The organism is Pontibacter sp. YIM B11418 (assembly GCF_059278805.1).
This window is the reverse complement of record NZ_JCAEMH010000003.1, coordinates 142765-160273: the sequence shown is the minus strand read 5'-3', so window position 1 is coordinate 160273 and position 17509 is coordinate 142765. Positions and strand designations below refer to the sequence as shown.

Annotated in this window: 16 protein-coding genes; 4 read left to right on the top strand and 12 right to left on the bottom strand. The window is 50.9% G+C overall.

Annotation, left to right across the window (positions count from 1 at the left end; translation table 11 throughout):
• Positions 1 to 176: 176 nt before the first annotated feature.
• Complete coding sequence (locus tag AC4QZR_RS08420) at positions 177 to 1880, top strand: hypothetical protein (RefSeq protein ID WP_494480511.1); 1704 nt, start codon at positions 177 to 179, stop codon at positions 1878 to 1880.
• 10 nt (positions 1881 to 1890) lie between these two features.
• Here AC4QZR_RS08420 and AC4QZR_RS08415 read toward each other — a convergent pair whose 3' ends face one another.
• On the bottom strand, positions 1891 to 3669 hold the full coding sequence (locus AC4QZR_RS08415) for a chloride channel protein (RefSeq protein ID WP_494480510.1): 1779 nt from the start codon (positions 3667 to 3669) through the stop codon (positions 1891 to 1893).
• Positions 3670 to 3863: 194 nt separating this feature from the next.
• Here AC4QZR_RS08415 and prpE point away from each other — a divergent pair, with 194 nt between their 5' ends.
• Positions 3864 to 4670 carry a bis(5'-nucleosyl)-tetraphosphatase PrpE gene (prpE, locus tag AC4QZR_RS08410; RefSeq protein ID WP_494480509.1) on the top strand — a complete coding sequence of 269 codons (807 nt, stop codon included), beginning with the start codon at positions 3864 to 3866 and terminating at the stop codon, positions 4668 to 4670.
• Positions 4671 to 4687: 17 nt separating this feature from the next.
• Here prpE and mnhG read toward each other — a convergent pair whose 3' ends face one another.
• From mnhG to AC4QZR_RS08375, 7 genes are read right to left on the bottom strand one after another with little or no spacing between them, the layout of a single operon-like run.
• Positions 4688 to 5089 carry a monovalent cation/H(+) antiporter subunit G gene (mnhG, locus tag AC4QZR_RS08405; protein WP_253405799.1) on the bottom strand — a complete coding sequence of 134 codons (402 nt, stop codon included), beginning with the start codon at positions 5087 to 5089 and terminating at the stop codon, positions 4688 to 4690.
• Between the two features lie 3 nt (positions 5090 to 5092).
• Complete coding sequence (locus AC4QZR_RS08400; protein ID WP_253405797.1) at positions 5093 to 5362, bottom strand: MrpF/PhaF family protein; 270 nt, start codon at positions 5360 to 5362, stop codon at positions 5093 to 5095.
• Entirely contained in the window at positions 5359 to 5856 is a 498-nt protein-coding gene (locus AC4QZR_RS08395) for a Na+/H+ antiporter subunit E (protein WP_494480508.1), read from the bottom strand. Before AC4QZR_RS08395 ends, AC4QZR_RS08400 begins: the two co-directional genes overlap by 4 nt.
• A 1-nt stretch (position 5857) precedes the next feature.
• Positions 5858 to 7366, bottom strand: coding sequence for a proton-conducting transporter transmembrane domain-containing protein (locus AC4QZR_RS08390; RefSeq protein WP_494480507.1), 1509 nt, complete (start codon positions 7364 to 7366; stop codon positions 5858 to 5860).
• Between the two features lie 9 nt (positions 7367 to 7375).
• On the bottom strand, positions 7376 to 7738 hold the full coding sequence (locus AC4QZR_RS08385; protein ID WP_253405792.1) for a Na+/H+ antiporter subunit C: 363 nt from the start codon (positions 7736 to 7738) through the stop codon (positions 7376 to 7378).
• Positions 7739 to 7741: 3 nt separating this feature from the next.
• Entirely contained in the window at positions 7742 to 8284 is a 543-nt protein-coding gene (locus AC4QZR_RS08380; RefSeq protein ID WP_494480506.1) for an MnhB domain-containing protein, read from the bottom strand.
• Positions 8281 to 10596 (bottom strand): putative monovalent cation/H+ antiporter subunit A, encoded by a 2316-nt coding sequence (locus tag AC4QZR_RS08375; RefSeq protein ID WP_494480885.1) that lies wholly within the window; start codon positions 10594 to 10596, stop codon positions 8281 to 8283. The genes AC4QZR_RS08380 and AC4QZR_RS08375 overlap by 4 nt, the downstream gene beginning before the upstream one ends.
• Positions 10597 to 10757: 161 nt before the next feature.
• Between AC4QZR_RS08375 and AC4QZR_RS08370 the strand changes: the two genes are divergently transcribed.
• Positions 10758 to 11681 carry a universal stress protein gene (locus AC4QZR_RS08370; protein WP_494480505.1) on the top strand — a complete coding sequence of 308 codons (924 nt, stop codon included), beginning with the start codon at positions 10758 to 10760 and terminating at the stop codon, positions 11679 to 11681.
• 64 nt (positions 11682 to 11745) lie between these two features.
• On the opposite strand, the gene AC4QZR_RS08365 is transcribed toward AC4QZR_RS08370, so the two are convergent.
• From AC4QZR_RS08365 to AC4QZR_RS08350, 4 genes are all read right to left on the bottom strand, one after another.
• Complete coding sequence (locus AC4QZR_RS08365) at positions 11746 to 13074, bottom strand: Na+/H+ antiporter NhaA (protein ID WP_494480504.1); 1329 nt, start codon at positions 13072 to 13074, stop codon at positions 11746 to 11748.
• A gap of 193 nt (positions 13075 to 13267) precedes the next feature.
• Positions 13268 to 14341, bottom strand: coding sequence for an alanine racemase (locus AC4QZR_RS08360; RefSeq protein ID WP_494480503.1), 1074 nt, complete (start codon positions 14339 to 14341; stop codon positions 13268 to 13270).
• 4 nt (positions 14342 to 14345) lie between these two features.
• Positions 14346 to 14798, bottom strand: coding sequence for a GNAT family N-acetyltransferase (locus tag AC4QZR_RS08355; protein WP_494480502.1), 453 nt, complete (start codon positions 14796 to 14798; stop codon positions 14346 to 14348).
• The gene (locus tag AC4QZR_RS08350) at positions 14738 to 16345 is read right to left on the bottom strand and encodes a sodium:solute symporter family protein (RefSeq protein ID WP_494480501.1); all 1608 of its coding nucleotides are present in this window, start codon (positions 16343 to 16345) and stop codon (positions 14738 to 14740) included. Before AC4QZR_RS08350 ends, AC4QZR_RS08355 begins: the two co-directional genes overlap by 61 nt.
• 462 nt (positions 16346 to 16807) lie before the next feature.
• On the opposite strand from AC4QZR_RS08350, the gene AC4QZR_RS08345 reads away from it, so the two are divergent.
• Positions 16808 to 17497: a hypothetical protein gene (locus tag AC4QZR_RS08345; RefSeq protein ID WP_494480500.1), complete on the top strand. Its 690-nt coding sequence runs from the start codon at positions 16808 to 16810 to the stop codon at positions 17495 to 17497.
• Positions 17498 to 17509 lie beyond the last annotated feature (12 nt).

The window sequence follows — 17509 nt, the reverse complement described above, 5'->3', positions numbered from 1 at the left end:
TGCATTTAGTTGGTTTGATCTATCCATAACGACCATTCCTGGTGCTCGCATATTCACTGACTCCATATTTACATCACTCGACTTCAGTAGTTGCTGTATTCAAAAACATAAGCCAGGCTGAAAGGTTGTGAACACATCATGTCTGTGTTCGTATTCAACTGAAACTAATCCGAAACGTGGAAATAAAAACGCTCTTCCGTAAATGGTGGGTATGGCTACTCCTCATTCTTGCGCTACTCTTCATCCTCATTGGCTTTATCACATCACTATATTTTAACCCCTGGCTACAGGAAGAACTGGAGTCGCGGGTAAAAACAGAATCGAACGGGCTTTATACCTTATACCTGCATGGCCTCGATTCGTCATTACTAAGCGGACGCATCATAGCGGACTCCATCCACCTGGTGCCCGACTTTGAGGTATGGGATCAGCACCACGAAGCAAATCAGCGCGACACCACACAAGTAAAGGCGCCCCGCACCCTGATCGATCTTAAAACAAACAAGCTGGTGCTGGCAGGTATAAATTTCCTTGGGATTTTGCGCGGGAAACCACTCGATCTGAGCAAACTGCAGGTATATCAGCCCGCTATCCTGATCACGGAAATGCGCCAGGACACTACTGAAAGTCATGAACCGCTGCACAAAGCCGTAGATGGGATCATGAAAAACCTGCAGATCGGGAGCATCGAAGTAACGGAGGCTTCTCTGCGTATTCGGGAAGGTCAGGATGCGAAAACAGATCGGATCGTACTCGAAGATCTAAAGATGACAGTGAAAGACTTCAACCTCGACAGTACCGCCTTTCTGGATGAAGAACGCGCTTACTACACCCGCCGCATTGCCCTGGAATCGGGCATGGCCGAATTCAGGTTGCCAGATAGCACTTATAAACTTCAGGCAACAGCGCTCAAAGCCAATACGGAAGACGGGACGCTCAACATCGGCAATCTGAAACTGATTCCGCTATTGGAGAACGCAGCCCTCGCACGTTTAAAAGGGAAAGCCGTTTCGACGATCCGACTCGAGGTGCCGGAAATAAACCTGAGTGGCGTAGATTACAAAGTGCATTCCCGATACAATAACCTGGCAGCCAAAAATATGGTGATCAAAAATCCATCTTTGAGTGCGTACATGGACAGGAAGAATTTTGCAGTGAAGGGAAATAAACCACTCCCGCACGACATCATTCAAGAGCTGAAAACTAGGTTGACCATCCAAAAAATAGAGGTCAAGGGGATGCACATTCGTTACGAAGAGCATGCGGAAGAGGCGACAGAGAAAGGCATCATCACCTTTGAAAACCTTTACGCAACGATCAGCAACGTGACCAACGATAAAAACCGGATGTCCGCCAAGTCTCCGGCTGTGGTAGAGGCAAAAACGGAGGTATATGGAAAAGCTCCACTTGCCGTCACCATCAGGCTGAACTTATTGGATCCGGATGGCTACCATACCATACAGGGTACAGCCGGGCCCACCGATCCGGCGGTGCTTAATCCGATTTTGGAGCCGACTACGTTTATCAGCGTGAAAGAAGGCAGTCTGCAGAAAAGCGATTTTAAGATGGAACTGTATCGCAACAAAGCCAGCGGCAACCTCAATGTGCGTTATCAAAATTTTAAAGTAGATGTGCTGACTAAGGACGAAGACAAGCGCCAGTCTTTGGCCAAGAAGCTCCTTTCTAAAGTGGCCAACAAAGTTGTTATCAAGTCCGATAATCCAGAAGAAGGGGAAGCACTCCGTGCTGGTGAAATTGACGTGGTACGCGCCAGAAACCGTTCCGTTTTCAACTACTGGAAAGACTGCCTTGTCAGTGGTTTCCGAACTGCGGCAGGCATCGAAGGTATAGGCGCTGATCTTAAAGACCCCAATAGATAAGGCTGAGGTGTTAGTGGCCTGTTGTTTTGATCAAAAGCTTTCGGTATTTGGTAAAAATACTTGACTTGGAGACAAAGCCAAGGTATAGCTCGTCCTGGAGAACGGGCAGGTTCCAGGCGCCGGTTTCATCGAATTTCTTCATCACGTCGGCCATGGTATCGTTGTGGCGCACTACGGTAGGGGGCGCCGACATCAGTGCCGTCACCAGTACCTTGTCATACTTCTCCTGTTTAAACATGATTTCGCGCACATCTTCGAGCAGAATGATGCCTCGTAGTTTTTGCTGTTCGTCCACCACCGGGTATAGGTTGCGGCGGCTCTGAGCAATCACGTCCACCAGTTCGCGCAGTGTGGCTGTATACCTGACAGGGTGAAAATCAGTTTCTACTAAGTGACGGATCTGCATGATGTGAAGCACAGTGCGATCCTTGTTCGCTGTAAGTAGTTCTCCTTTCTGGGCCAGTTTCTTCGTGTCGAGTGAGAATGGTTCGAAATACTTTACCATGGCATAAGCGGAAGCCGACACGATCATCAGCGGAATCATCAAGGTATAGCCGCCGGATATTTCAGCGATCAGAAAGACGGCGGTAAGCGGAGCGTGCATAACGCCACTCAGGATGCCCGCCATCCCGACCATTGTAAAGCTACCTTCAGGCAATTTGTGAATTTGCAGCATATTGGTGAGGCGGCTCAAAAAGAAACCAATGTGGGCTCCCACAAACATAGCAGGTGCAAAGTTACCGCCATTGCCGCCCCCTGCAATTGTGAAGGTCGTAGCCGCAACTTTCACTAACGCCAGCATCCCGACAAAGCCCAGCACCAACCATTCATTCGTCCCGAAAAACGAAAGCCAGCTATCTTGCAGTAGTGCTTCAGGTTTACCACTCTCCAATAGCTTAACAGCTCCATACCCTTCGCCAAAGAGCGGCGGAAACAGCATAATCAACAAGCCGAGCAGTACACCGCCCACGAGCGCACGGCGGTAAGGCTGGTCCTGAAAGGGCTCAAAGAGTGCTTCAATGCGCCAGGCTGCCCGGCTATAATAAACTGACATTAGTCCGGTGAGTATACCTAGCAAGATGTAAAATGGCACATGCGATGCGGCAAAGAAACCTAACTGATCAGCAAAGAATAGCTGCTCTTCTTTTAGGATAATGCGCGAACAGAGGGCCCCCACTACAGATGACATGATCAGAGGTATAAACGCAGCGATACTAATGTCGGCAAGGAGTACTTCGATAGCGAAGAGCACACCCGCAATAGGCGCATTGAACACAGCTGCTATACCTGCGGCCGCGCCACAGGCCAGCAGCAGCGTACGGTCGCGGTAGTTGAGGTGGTATTCCCGGCCAAAGTTAGAACCGATGGCTGAGCCTGTCACCACAATAGGCGACTCCAAACCAGCCGAACCCCCAAAGCCAGCTGTGATACCACTAGTGAGCACATGCGAGTACATTTTGTGCGACTCCACCAAACTCGACTTTTGAGAAATAGCATGCAGAATACTGGCTGTGCCGCGACCCAGTTGCCCCTTAAACATGACCCTTACAAGAAACACCACCAGTAAAATGCCCACAAGTGGGAACACCACCAGCCACACCGGCTCCTCCAGCAACCGGTTGCCATAGGCCAGCAACTGCTGAATGTAGTGCACCAGTGTTTTAAGGATTACGGCAGCAAGTCCGGCTGTAAGGCCAACCAATACACTGGAAATCAGAATGAAATTGCGGGTGGAGGTATGTCGGCGAAGCCAAAGGAGAGGTAATTTATACTTGCGGAGCTGTGGCATGTGGGACTATACGGGAAAGATCAGCCGGGTTTACAAAAAAAGACCACTTAAAGTTTGGAACAAAAATCTGCGGTCCTAAAAGTATAAAATCTGGCGGCTATGAAAAAAAATAACACTGGAAATCTAACCTGTAGGGCCATTTCTTAGTTATTATATTGGTTAAGACCGAACCAGAATCAATACAATAAAGACCTATGCACCACGAGCCAGACAGAAGTGGAAACCTGATACTGAAAGACCTGCGCGGCCATTTCCATGTCATTGGAGATGTGCACGGCTGTTTTGATGAGCTACTGGCGCTGCTCCAAAAGCTTGGATATGAGGTATATGATGACAAATCAGCAGGCAGGTACCGCGTGACACCGCCCGAAGGTTGCATGGCCGTATTTGTAGGCGATCTGGTGGACCGTGGTCCGAACTCGCCGGAAGTGCTGCGCCTGGTCATGGACATGGCAGAGCAGGAGGTAGCCCTTTGCGTCAGCGGCAACCACGACGACAAACTCTACCGCAAGCTGATGGGGCGCAACGTACAGGTCCGCCATGGTCTGGAGCTAACCATGGCCCAACTCGAAAATTATGACCAGGCTTTTATCTTAAGGGTGCGGGAGTTCCTGGGCCATTTGCCGCACCACATTATCCTGGATGAAGGTCGCCTGGTAGTGGCACATGCCGGTCTGGAAGAGCGCTTGCACGGGCGGCACAGCAAATCGGTGCGCGACCTATGCCTGTATGGGCCTACCACCGGGGAAACGGATGCCCATGGCCTGCCGGTTCGCCTCGACTGGGCCGCAGAATACTCCGGCGTGGCGGTAGTGGTATATGGGCACACGCCAGTACGGGAGCCGCGCTGGAAGAACAACACCATCAACATCGACACAGGTTGCGTATTCGGAGGCAAGCTAACAGCCCTGACGTATCCCGACCACATCCTGACCACAGTCGAAGCTTTCGACACTTATGCCGACTCCATCCGGCCCTTTTTACATCATCCCACACATTAAGCCTGCTATACCTGCTGCTACAAATGCTTGTTGTCCCGCTCGTGGTCGCGGTGCGTGCTGTGCTCTTTGTGCAGGTAATCTTTAAACTCCTCCAGGTCGGTACGCTCCCAAAACGGGATCTTGTTGCGCACAGCAGTACGCCCGATCACGTGTGCTGCCACCGGGGATGTCAGGAGTGTAAAGCCAATAATCAGCAACACTTTTAATAGTATGTCGGGCTCATTAAAGTACGTTCCCATCCCTGTCAGAATGAGACCAACCCCCAGCGTCGACCCCTTGGTGATAGCTGACATGCGGATGTAGAAGTCCGGGAAGCGCAAAAGCCCGATGGCAGCGATCAACATAAAGATCACCCCCATGATGATGAGCACCGAACTGATGATTTCGCGGATGAGCAGAAAGTTTATGTTTTCGAACATAGGCTATCGGGTTGATTTCATGAGATAATAGGCAAAAGAGATCGAGCCAAGAAAACCGAACAGGGACAGGATAATGGCTACGTCAATAAAGTCGTGGTTGCCGGTGAGCTCCGTGTAGATCGCCACAATACCAATGATGTTGGACACAAACATATCAAAGCACGTGATGCGATCCGGCAGCGTAGGACCCAGCGCAAACCGTATACCGATCAATACCAGGCAAATGCTGAGGGCAGCCATGGCAAATATGAGAGTGAAGGAAAATAGGCTCATCGGGTCAGGTTCAATATACGTCGTTCAAATCCGTCTTTAACTTCCTGCTTGGCGGCTTCCACATCATTGTCTTTTACATAAAGTGTGTGCATATAGATAAACTTGCGGTCAGCGCTTACATCGATCATCAGCGAGCCCGGTGTCACAGTGATCATAGTGGCCAGCATCGTAATTTCCAGGTCGGTCGTGACAGAAAGCGGAACAGCCAGCACAGCAGGCTTCATGCGGTAATTGGGCGTCAGGATGTCGTAGGCAACCCTGAAATTGGCCACCACTAACTCTTTCAGGAAAAAGGCAATCAAACTGATCGCCCGCGGCAGTTTATGAAAGTAGGAGCGGTGGTAAGAAGGTGTGGTCAGCCAGAGCAGAAACATGATAAAGGATGCCACCAACACCGCCCAGACCGCATTGTAAGGTAAAAGGGGATCACCATACTTGAAGTAAAGGTAGCTGCCAATGAAGGCGATCAGAAAATGGACGATAAATGTTTTCATACTATCTTTTCAATACGGCGTTAATGTATAATTCGCTGTTCAGAAGCTGCTCGGCCGCCAATTGTGCCATCGCCACCACCGGCTCGGCATAAAGCCCGATAAAGAGAATAAACACCGTCATGATAACGACCGGCAGGTATAGCAGGCGGTTATGGAGCTGCTTCTGCTCCGTCATCACTTCCAGCAAAGGGTCCGACTCTGGTTTCTTTTTCCAGAATACCTCATTCCAGATTTTGGTCATCGAGAAAATGGTCATCAGGCTGACGGCCAGTGAAACAAGCACAATGACAAAACTGTCGATCTCAAAGCCGGCTTTGGCCAACATAAACTTGCCCCAGAATCCGGAGAAGGGCGGTATACCTGCCAACGAGAAGGCCGATATAAAAAACAACACCGACAGTAAGGGTTGCTGCAGGTATACGCCGCCGAGTTTTTTGAGCGCGAAGGTGCCATGGCGGTGCGCCACCACACCACTGATCAAGAAGAGATTGGTCTTGACCAGGATGTTGTGGATGATGAAGTAGATGCTCCCCGCTATGGCCAGGGGCGTAAACAGCGCCAGTCCCATGAGCATATACCCGATCTGGCTGACAATATGGAAGGACAGGATCTTGCGGAAATCGTTCTGCGATGCGGCGCCCAGCACCCCGAGCACCATGGTAAAACCTGCCAGCACCGTGAAAAGCGGAATAGTCAGATCCTGGTCGGTCACAAAGATCAGCGTGAAAAGACGGATAAGCGCATACATCCCTACCTTGGTGATGATGCCTGCTATAAAAGCGGAGATGGCAATTGGCGGGGTATGGTATGAGGCCGGAAGCCAGAAAAACAGCGGAAAAATGGCAGCCTTTATACCGAATGCGATCAGGAAAAACATGCCTGCCATATTAATAAGGGCCGGATGTGCAGCCGGCGTGCGCACGAGCACAGCTAGCTCAGCCAGGTTGAGCGAACCCAGCGTGCCGTACACCACTCCTATACCTGCCAGCAGAAAATTGGTAGCCAGAAAGTTGATGGTCACATACTTGATCGCTCCTTCCAACTGCGGTTTGGTACCGCCCAGCGCAATCAACACAAAACAGCAGATCAGGAGCACTTCGAACCAAACAAAGAGGTTGAACAAATCGCCCGTCAGGCAGGCACCCGACACGCCCAGTTGCAGGACAAGGAGCACCGGGTAGTAGCCGAACGTCTGCCGCGCCCTATCCAGCCCCTTGATAGAAAAAAGGTAAACGGCCATGCCTGTGATGGAACCGCTGATCACAATCATGGCACTGAATAAGTCCGCCACCAACGTAATGCCATAGGGAGCAGGCCAGCTTCCGACCTGGGTGGTGCGGATGCCGTTTTCATTTATATCGAAGAGCAGCATAAAGGAAGCAATCAGCAGACAAACCTGGGCCAGGATGCCGACAAACTGTTGCGCGCGCACAGACCGCCAGAAAAAGAGGCTCAGGATAGCCCCATACAGCGGAATGAGTATAGGCAACATGATGAGCAGGTGGTTCATAGAGGGCGCTTAGTGGTGTTCTTCTATCTGGTCGGTGGTGCTCATGTCGTCGAGGTCGGTAGTGCCGAACGACTGGTATACCCGCTTGATGAGCACAATGGTAAAGGACTGAATGCCGAAGCCGATCACGATGGCAGTGAGCAGCAGCGCCTGTGGCACCGGGTCGGCAAAAGGCTCTACCGCTACATTTTCGTCCGGCCCGATAATGGCCGAGCCCCCGCGAGTCAGGCGCCCGATGACGAACAGGAAGAGGTTGGTGGCCAGACCGGAGAGGATCAGACCAAGTATTAGCTTGAAGAAGTGCCGGTGCAGGATCAGGTAGATGCTCGCAGAATAAAGAATTCCGATAATAAAAGGCAGTATGAGTTCCATGGCTTATTCTTCTGACATCACAAAGGTTATTTTGAGCACCACCCCGATTACCAGCAGGTATACCCCTAAATCAAACATTATCGGCGTACCCGGTTTACCCAGCACAGGTATGTAAAAATCACTCCAATAGGCGTGCATAAAAGGCTGACCGGAAAGTAAACCGAATACACCGCTGGTGGCGGCCAGAAACAAACCCGTAGCGATAATGTAGACAGATTCGATGCGGACCATGTGGTGCTTTATGTCCGGATGGCGGGCCATTTTCCTGCGTCGCCACACATTCACGCGCATCATCCGCATCAGGTAGAGCGAGCGGCTTTGGTTAGGCTGCCGCGGGTAGCCGTAAAGGTTCAGTTTCAGGAAAGTGTCCACGGTGTGTTGCGGGCCGTGCGTCATGGTATGGAATACGAAAGCGATGGACCCGATGAGGCCTCCGATAAAGCCCCCGCCCGGGTGGTTGTGGCCCCGAAACAAGGTATAGACCGAGAAGATGATAAACAGCGGAATGAGGATGCGAATGGCAGTCGCGAGTATGATGGTTTTCATGGCTTGTCTCCTTTTTGCATACGTAGTTTCAGCATGGCCATAATCCCGATGGCTGCTACGGCCAGCACCACGATCTCGCCGAGTGTGTCAAAAGCCCTGAAATCTACCAGGATCACGTTGACGATGTTGCGCCCATGCGCGAGCAGGTAACTGTTTTGGCCGTAATAGGCTTTTAACTGCGAGTCGAGCGGATACTGTTTGACGATCAGGATGACGTACGTCATCACAGCCCCGAAAGTAAGCGAGATCAGCACGTATTTGTAGCGCTCCGTGGCGTGCGAAAGGTATTTGAAGGTTGGGAGCTTGTGCAGAATCAACACAAAGATCACGACCGTAAGTGTTTCGATGAGCAATTGGGTGGCAGCCACATCCGGCGCACCAAACAAGATGTAAAGGAGCGCTGCCGAGTAACCGACTATACCCATAATGGCGATGGATGTGAGGCGGGACTGCGACTTAAACAGGAAGACGAGCGCCGACACGATCATGAGCAGCAGCACCACTTCGTACAGGCGCAGTTGAGAGAGCTCATGCAGGCGGTTGCCAAGTTCCAGCCGCGGCCCATCGTCCCAGAGCGCGAGCACAACCAGGGAAATCTGTGCCGTAACAATGGCCGCAATGTAGCTGCGCAGATAGCCGTTCTGAATCGTAGCGGTAATTTTGGTTGCTCCGATCAGAAAGCCCTTGAGCGTGAGTTGGTACAGATTGGCCGGCCCGAGAAGGTAAAGTTTGTTTAATCTACTGGCGTAGCTCAGCAGTCGGTTAGCGTAACGGTACACCACGTAGCCAAGCGCCATGGTTAACAGACTCAAGCCCAATACCAGGTTAAATCCGTGCCAAAGGGCCAGTTCAAACACCTGCTCTACACCCAGCATGGATTCCGCTGCGCGGCGCAGCAGCGGCGTCACAAAAAAGCCCGGCAGCAGACCAAACACAAGTCCTGCGGAGGCCAGCACAACAGGTGGCAGGTATAGCAAGAGCTTGTCGGGGTGTTGCAGGGGAGTTGGCTTCGTACTGCGGCGCCAGAAGACGCCAAAACCCAGCGCGATGGCCACGGCCACGAACACCATTCCCGAGAAGAAACTCACTGCAAAAAGCATCCACCGGAAGGAGCTTTCCTCGAGGGTGGCTTCGTATAGCAATTCTTTGCCAATGAATCCGAAAAAAGGAAGCAAACCCGCCATGGACATACCTGCCAGCAGCGCCGCAATGGCCGTGTAGCGCATGGAGCCGGACAAGCCTGTGAGCTGTGTCAGGTCGCGGGTGCCGGTGGCGTGGTCCACGTTGCCAGCCACTAAAAACAAGGTGCCTTTATAAAGGGCGTGCGCCAGCAGGAAAACTACCATCGCCTCCATAGCCGGAGCAGTTCCTATACCTGTCATGGTCACGAGCAGCCCCAGCGCGCTAATGGTGGTATAGGCCAGTATGGCTTTCAGGTCGACGTGCTGCATGGCAAGCAAAGCACCCAGAACAGTGGTGATGCCACCCACCAGCATCAGGGTATACTGCCACTCGTCGGTGCCGCCCATTACGGGAGTTAGCCGGGCCAGCAGGTATACACCGGCCTTTACCATAGTGGCTGAGTGCAGGTAGGCGCTGACGGGCGTTGGTGCTTCCATGGCGTTGGGCAGCCAGAAGTGAAAGGGGAATTGTGCTGACTTGGTGAAAGCACCCAGCAGGATCAGCACGAGTGCAGGCAGGTATAGCGCATGGTTTGTTACGAGATCGCCCCGCTCCAGCAGCTCGCTCAAGGTATAGCTACCGCCTGCCATGCCCAGCAGAATCAGACCGCCCATCAGGGCCAAGCCGCCGAGTCCGGTGACGAGCAGTGCCTGCAGGGCGGAGTTGCGCGATTTTTCCTTGTCCTGGTTAAAGCCGATGAGCAGGTATGAGCTAATACTGGTGAGCTCCCAGAATACAAAAATGGAAATAATGTTGCCCGCCAGCACAAGCCCGAGCATCGCCGTCATGAACAGCGTCAGGTATAAATAGAACCGTCCCAGCAAAGGATGACCTTTGAGGTAGCCGCCCGCATACAGCATGATGAGGGTGCCAAAACCCGTGATGAGCAAAGCGAAGAGCAGGCTGAGTCCGTCCAGGAAAAAGTGCAGGTTGATGTTGAGAGAGGGAGCCCAATCATGCAGTTCGCCTAATTTGTCGCCGCCAAGCACGGCGGGGGTAAGCGTGAGCAGGTATACGAAGATGGAAAAGGGCAACGTCGCCATAGGCACTAATACCCACTTGCCTAGCCAGCGGTGAAGCAGAGGCGCGGCAAATGCCAACAGGAAACCTGCGAGTATAGCTAAAAACATCAAAAATGCTTAGTTTGTAAATGTATCCGTATTAAATTCGTAGCTGATACAACAATTAGTACCAATCTGCGCATTTAATGTTACGTCGGGAGCGAAATAGAGGGGGTGAGTACGAAAAAGAGCAGCGCAGCATATGTTAACCCATAAACCCAAACATTATCATGAACTCGCTGAAACGTATTATGGTGGGGCTCGACCTGACGGAGATGGACGATACACTCATCCGCTACACGGCTTTTCTCTGCTCCATATCTGAAATAGAGCATGTGTACTTCATCCATGCCGAAAAAAGCCTGGATATACCTGACGAGGTGCTTGAAAGCATGCCAAACGAGATGCCGGCCGACGAAAAACTGCGCACTGCGCTTGTTGAGAAAGTTGGACATTACTTCGGACCCGATAGCCGGGTGCAGGTAGAAGTGCAGGTAGTGGAAGGCTCGCCACTGAAAGAATTACTGCACCTGTCTAAAGATAACCAAATCGACCTGGTGGTGGTAGGACGCAAATTCCGCATGCGCGGAAGCGGCGTGCTGGCCCAGAAGATTCTGCGCAACGGCCGTGTGAGTGTGCTGTTTGTGCCGGAAAATGAAGATACCGTTCTAAGTCACATTATGGTCAGCGTCGATTTTTCGGATTATTCCCTCATGGCGCTTGAGCGTATGCTCAATTCAACGCTCCTGAGACCTGATGTGCGCATCACGTGCCTGCACGTTTACCAGGTGCCTACCGGTTACATCACACTGGGCATCAGTTATAAAGACTTTGATGAACGCATGCAAGGTTTCGCCCGCAACAAGTTTGAGCAAGTGCTGGACCGATTCCCTGCGTTGAAAGACCGTGCAACCCTCCGACTTGTAAAACAGGAAAACGAGGATGATGTAGGCGAATTGATTATGGTGGAGGCCAAGCGTGCCAAAGCAGACATGCTCGTGATCGGCGCCAAGGGCAAATCGGCTGCCGCGCTGTTTGTGCTGGGTAGCACAACCGAAAAGATCCTGCGTTACAACGACGACGTTCCGATGATCGTGTACAAGAAAGAGAAAGAAGAGATCGGCTTTCTGGACGCCTTGCTGGGTAATGACTAATGATTAATTAGTAATGAATTATAACTAGTGATTGCTCATTATTCATTATTAATTAAAAGGCCTGCTATACCTGCGTGTGTGGCAGGTCTTTTGTTTTTCCAGCCACCGCCAGCACCAGCAGGCCGAGCAAGCCGGCCACAGCAGAGGCTGCGTAAATGCTGATTTTAACGAGGGTAAGCTGCTCGATGGCAGGAAACACCTGCTGCGCCTGAAAGAGCGACAGCATAAAGCCGGCTCCCAACAGCAACATACCGCCCGTCAGTTGTCCCCAGTGCACGGTGGCAGGTATACGCGCTATACCTGTCAGCGAGGCCAGCCAGGCAAATAGCAGCATGCCGATGGGTTTGCCGAGCACTAGTGCCAAGAATATACCCATCGGGACAGGCCCAAGCAGGTCACGCCAGGCAAAGCTGTTGTAGGTAAAGGGCACAAAAGCCAGTGCGAAAAGGGGCAGGGAGAGGTAAGCTGCCCAGGGCAAAAGCCTTCGCTGCAAGCGCCGCAACGGGGACAGGGCCTTCGTGCTATTAACCCGCAGGGTATAGGCAGCGGCCTGGAAATCCTCTTCTATTTCTTCGCCGGGCTCGGGGCGCTTCATCATGCGCAGGGCGTGGAGCTGTCCCATTATGGTATCGGTGGTCGTCACAAAATCTTCTTCCATCACCCTCGAATGAATCGGAATGACAAGTGCCAGTAACACACCCGCCACGGCACCCTGCACACCTGCCAGCAGAAAGCAGACTAGCATCACCAGGCCCAGCAACAGGTATAGCCACATGGTACGGTTGCGCAGCGCCCGCAACACTACCAGCAAACCAAACACACCCGTAGCAACCGAAAGCGCCAGCAGGTTTTGGATAGAGGTATAGAGGATCACGCTGAGCAGCAAACTGGCTATACCTTGCATGATGGCAGTCGAAGACAGGAACACGCGCAGCGAAAACGGCAGGGAATTACTGGCCAGTGCCAGCAGCGCAAGTACGGCCGCTGCATCAGCCGTGGCCACTACAGACCAGCCGGCCTGCGCAGCTGCCGGAGCCAGGTATAGGTATAGCGCCGCAGGTATAGCCATACCTCCTGAAGCCGCAGCTACAGCAAACATTCTATCAGGCCATTCCTTCAGCTCACCCACGCGCAGTACGCGTTTCAGTTCCATTCCCAAAGTCAGGTAGAAGAGCGCTAGCAAAACCTGCTGCACCCAAAAGCCGATCGGTTTTGGAACGCTGTAGGTCCCCAACGTAACGGTCAGCGGGTTTTCCCACAGGTATAGCCAGGAAGCACCCCAGGGAGAGTTGAGCCACGAAAGGGCCAGCAAAGCGACCACCATAGTAAACGTACCTCCACGTGCCAGCACCTGTTCGAAACTTTCGAAGGAGTAAACGATACGATGGATCAAAGTCGGTTTAGCAGCCAAGGTATAAAGAGATAGCCATATTCAGATTCACCATAGAGACGTAGCTAGCCCTGAAAAGTTTTGGCCCGGCTATACCTATTAGCGAAAACCATTTAAAAGCAGCAACGCCCTCCCTCCGGTATGTATTGGAGGGAGGGCGTCAGGTATAGCTCATTTAGCTTAGTTCAGGAATTCATCATTCCACCACCTGTTTGTCGATGTAGCGGGAATTCATGATGCTGAGCGCACCCATGTACCGGAGGTTGAAGCTGATCACATCACCCACCTTGTAGTTCTGCTCGTTATCACCCAATTCTACTACCAGCATGTCGGAACTGGCACCTACTACACTCAGACCATGATCTTTGGGAAGCAGGTATTTCGGGTTGATGTCCAGTAGCCCGACATCCAGAATGGCGCGGTGTGATGTTTTGCCGTAGAGGCTTTCGTCTATTTCGAAGCTCTCGCCGCTGGGGTTTTCGGCCAGCATCCCGATCGGGATCATGGGTTTCTCGTTGAGCTCGATGATCTCGGCACAAAATTCAAACACATCGTCGTACATACCTTCAAAGGTCTCGCCAGTGAACAGGTTGAGTCCGAAATAAAGCGCCTCGCCAATCCGGAAATGGTTGACACCTCGCGGCATGAGGTGGTTGAAGAGCAGCGGGATCGTTACAGAGGTGCCCCCCGACACCCAGGGGATTTCGATGTTGAACTTGGCGTCGATGATCTGCTTGTATAGGCTGAGCTGAATCAGTTTGTCCTGCGTGGGCATCACGCCGTGCAGACAGTTGAAGTTGGCACCAAGACCGATCACGGAGATACCGGGTAGCTTAAAGATCTGGGCATAGAAGTCCACCAGATCATCGCCCATTACGCCTTCCCGCAGATCGCCCATCTCAATCATGATGATGATCTTATGCGTTGTGTTTTGCCTGACGGCCTCTGCTGACAAAAGCCGGATGATGTCGAGCTCGGTTTCAAAACTGACGTCGGCGTAGCGGATAATGTCCGGTATGCTTTGTTTCGGGGCGGGTTTGATGTAAACGGTTTGCACATCGGGTGCCATTTTCTTGATGGCGATCAGGTTAGACACGCGGGAATCGTGTACCTCCTTTACTCCCAGATCGAGCACTTCCTTCAGGAAAGTTTCTTCGCCGCAAAGCAGTTTGGTGACAATGCCCCAGTCGATGTTCTTTTCACGAAAAATCCGGTCGAGGTGGTTATAGTTGTGTCTGAGTTTTTTGCGGCACAGTTTTAAGACGGCCATGCTGTTATCGGATAAGTCTGTATTCTAAATATTTGTTGGTGAAGCCCATTTTCTCGTACAGGTGGCGGGCCGGGTTGTCAGGTTCTACGTGCAGGGCGATGCTGCCTTCACTTGTCTCAGCTGCCAGTTGCACCAGTTTTTTGCCAACGCCTTTGCCGCGCTGGTTGCCATGCACAGCTACGTATACGAGTATGTTCTCCGGTATGTACCCACTCATACCTGTATTGTTCAGGATGAGCGCACCCACTACCTTGTCATCTTCCCGAGCCACGATCACTGAGCCGCCTTTGCCCTCTGCATCCGACAGCGCATAGTCCATGCACTTGGCAATGTCCTCGCGGGCGTCGCCGTACTGGTCCAGGTGATGGAACAGGAAATCAAGGACCTCATCGCGGTTTAGTTGCTGGTGATTGGTTGGGGTATGGATCTCGTATTGGACGGAGTTGTTTTCTGCCATTTCTCTTTTTCTGTTTTATTGGGGTAAAGTATTGTTAACGTAATGTAAAGCACTAGGGCAGCGGTGAGACCAAATAAATTAGGGTCGAGGCCGTAGGGCAAGTTAAAGCTTAGATTGAACCACGGCATGTTTACGAGACCTTCGGTGTTCATGGTTACCTGCAGCAGAATAGTAGTAGCGCCACCCACGAGCATAGCCCAGAAAGCTGCCACGCTGCTGCGTCGCTTCCAGAACAGCGCACCAATAATGGGCACAAATAGGCCGGACACCATAAAAGCATAAGAGTATAGCATCAGGTCGAGCACGTTGGTCATGTTGGTAGCCAGCCAAAGCGCAAAGGCTCCGACAAGGAGTGTGATCAATTGCGACAAGCGCAGCATCCTGGGCGAATCCGGGTCGGTATTAGTGAAATGCCCAATCACATCCGTTACAATATTGCCCGACGAAGCCATCAGACAACTGTCGGCAGTAGAAAGTATAGCCGAGAAATAGGCAGAGAGCATCAGGCCCATTAACCCGACCGGCAGCACCGAGCGCAGCAGCATCGGCAGCCCCGATTCAGGGTCTACTGCGGCGCCCATTCCGAGTGCGTCGAACATACCTTGCTCAGCAGCCACCCGGGCCAGTATACCTAAGCTCACACCCATAAATGCCATGATCGGCCACTCAAATAAACCGGCCAGGTACCAGGCCCGTTTAGCCGTTCTCTCATCTCGACAGGCGTAGATGCGCTGGTAGAGCGTCATACCTACAAACCAGATTGGAATGATGGTGATAGCCCAGTTCACGATTTGCTGCCAGGTGATATTGGTGAGCGTGAGAAACTCGGCCGGTAAGGTGCTGCGAATCGCCTCCATGCTGCGACCGGACTGCGCCGAAAGCCAGGCAAAGTCCGTGAGCTGGCCAAAGCTGATCTGCTCCACACCGCCTCCCACTGCCAGAAATGAAACAGGTATACCAATGAAGATGAGTCCGCCCATCAGGATAGCCCATTGTATGGTGTCGGTATAGATAACGGCTTTCATACCACCCATCACGGTATAAACCACCGCAATGATGCCCATGATGAGAAGAGCAGTATTGAGGTCGAGGTTCATGAAGGTGCCGCTGGCCAGTTTGGCACCCGCCAGAATCTGGGAGCTGGTAAAGCCGGTATAGCCGATGGCCGAGATGATGCCCGCCAGCAGCGCCACCCGAGCGTTAAAGTAGTGACCGAAGATCTGGGGGAAGGTGAGGAACTTGTCGAAAGCCGGATTGCGCTTGACCTTGGGTATAAGAAAGACCGCTGCCAGCCAGGCACCGAGCAAACCGGTAAAGAGCATCCAGGCACCCGAGAGTCCCATCACGAAGCCGAGCCCGCCCAGACCAATCGAAAAGCCACCGCCTACATCCGTTGCCACTACTGAGAGACCAATGTGACTGCTTCCCATGTTCCGGCCTCCTACATAATAATCGTCTGCACCCTGGTTCTTTTTGAGAAAGTAAAAACCAACGCACAGCATAGCCAGCATATAGAGCACGAAGATGGTAAGGTCAATAATGTGCATGTATTAGAATAGTATAAGTTTGTGTAAAGGTTAATAGTATCGGGTATTTTGAATATACTCAAAATTCTGCTAAAAAGCCCGTTTTAGTCTTGAAAAGTGCTCTTAGAGGTGAGGATTAGCTAAAATGGTGTGTGGCTTTTATACAAATCGGGTGAAAACATGCAGCCACTGGTAGCGGGCGAAAAAGAGGGTTGAAGGGCAGGTTTTGTTAGGATAATAATATTTAGACAGAACCAATGAAACGGGTTATTTAGCCCGGTAGATTGGTTTTGAAAAGGAGGAGTTCTAGGTTAAATTATTATGAATATTGGGTTGAAAATTTAGATAAATGCTTATATTGTAAGGGTGCTATATAAGTACAATAGTTGAAGAATGAAGTTCAGCTAGGTATGGTGCAGATAGCAGGAGTAGGTGCTCCTGCTATACTCTAGTTACTGACAAGCAAAATATATAGAGAATAAAATGGGAGTTTACGTTACACCAACTATCGTCCGAAAAGAAAATGGAAAGGTAATAGAAGTTAAAGAAGAAGGAATGCCTCAATCGAATCCAATTAATGCTTTGAATGACTTGATTTTCCTTGATAAATTAAAAAATAGCCTTTTGGAAATTGCCGACAGGGAACTTGATTTATCATTTCTTACAAAGCCCAATGACTATTCATATGGAAATAATGCAAATGTGAATACATCATTCTCACCAGAAGAAGTGCTTAGATGTGTCAATTCAATTAAAGTTGCCTTTCAAAAAAGAGAAAGGGAATTTGTTAGGCCAATCACATACGAAGGAATCTTCAACGAGAATGGTAACCAATTAAGTCAAGCATTTATAGAATTCGAAGAAGGAAGGTTCTTTTGGAGGAAAAAAACAGAAAGGTGGGGGCATTTAAATGCATGGGAAGATAAAGCGAGTTTTCAATGGTATGATGACGAAAATCAAAAATGGGGAGGAAGTATAGATTTGACAAAGGAGAAACCTATTTTATATGAATTGATATATAATGGTCAAGAAAAAGTTAGAGGGGAACGACTAAATTATCATCTAAAAAAAATAAGGTTTTATGACTCAATAATACCTGAGTTAGAAAATATCGAAAAACTTGCAATCTATGCAGATGAACATGGATACGATTTGCAAATTATACATGGTTAAGAAAGCCTGTCA

What these genes read in the sequence shown, in the direction of transcription:
- AC4QZR_RS08395 (WP_494480508.1), bottom strand. Translation starts at nt 5,856, where the DNA reads ATGAAAACATTTATCGTCCATTTTCTGATCGCCTTCATTGGCAGCTAC.
- mnhG (WP_253405799.1), bottom strand. Translation starts at nt 5,089, where the DNA reads ATGTTCGAAAACATAAACTTTCTGCTCATCCGCGAAATCATCAGTTCG.
- AC4QZR_RS08370 (WP_494480505.1), top strand. Translation starts at nt 10,758, where the DNA reads ATGAACTCGCTGAAACGTATTATGGTGGGGCTCGACCTGACGGAGATG.
- AC4QZR_RS08375 (WP_494480885.1), bottom strand. Translation starts at nt 10,596, where the DNA reads ATGTTTTTAGCTATACTCGCAGGTTTCCTGTTGGCATTTGCCGCGCCT.
- AC4QZR_RS08360 (WP_494480503.1), bottom strand. Translation starts at nt 14,341, where the DNA reads ATGGCCGTCTTAAAACTGTGCCGCAAAAAACTCAGACACAACTATAAC.
- AC4QZR_RS08380 (WP_494480506.1), bottom strand. Translation starts at nt 8,284, where the DNA reads ATGAAAACCATCATACTCGCGACTGCCATTCGCATCCTCATTCCGCTG.
- AC4QZR_RS08355 (WP_494480502.1), bottom strand. Translation starts at nt 14,798, where the DNA reads ATGGCAGAAAACAACTCCGTCCAATACGAGATCCATACCCCAACCAAT.
- AC4QZR_RS08390 (WP_494480507.1), bottom strand. Translation starts at nt 7,366, where the DNA reads ATGAACCACCTGCTCATCATGTTGCCTATACTCATTCCGCTGTATGGG.
- AC4QZR_RS08400 (WP_253405797.1), bottom strand. Translation starts at nt 5,362, where the DNA reads ATGAGCCTATTTTCCTTCACTCTCATATTTGCCATGGCTGCCCTCAGC.
- AC4QZR_RS08415 (WP_494480510.1), bottom strand. Translation starts at nt 3,669, where the DNA reads ATGCCACAGCTCCGCAAGTATAAATTACCTCTCCTTTGGCTTCGCCGA.
- AC4QZR_RS08385 (WP_253405792.1), bottom strand. Translation starts at nt 7,738, where the DNA reads ATGGAACTCATACTGCCTTTTATTATCGGAATTCTTTATTCTGCGAGC.
- prpE (WP_494480509.1), top strand. Translation starts at nt 3,864, where the DNA reads ATGCACCACGAGCCAGACAGAAGTGGAAACCTGATACTGAAAGACCTG.
- AC4QZR_RS08350 (WP_494480501.1), bottom strand. Translation starts at nt 16,345, where the DNA reads ATGCACATTATTGACCTTACCATCTTCGTGCTCTATATGCTGGCTATG.
- AC4QZR_RS08345 (WP_494480500.1), top strand. Translation starts at nt 16,808, where the DNA reads ATGGGAGTTTACGTTACACCAACTATCGTCCGAAAAGAAAATGGAAAG.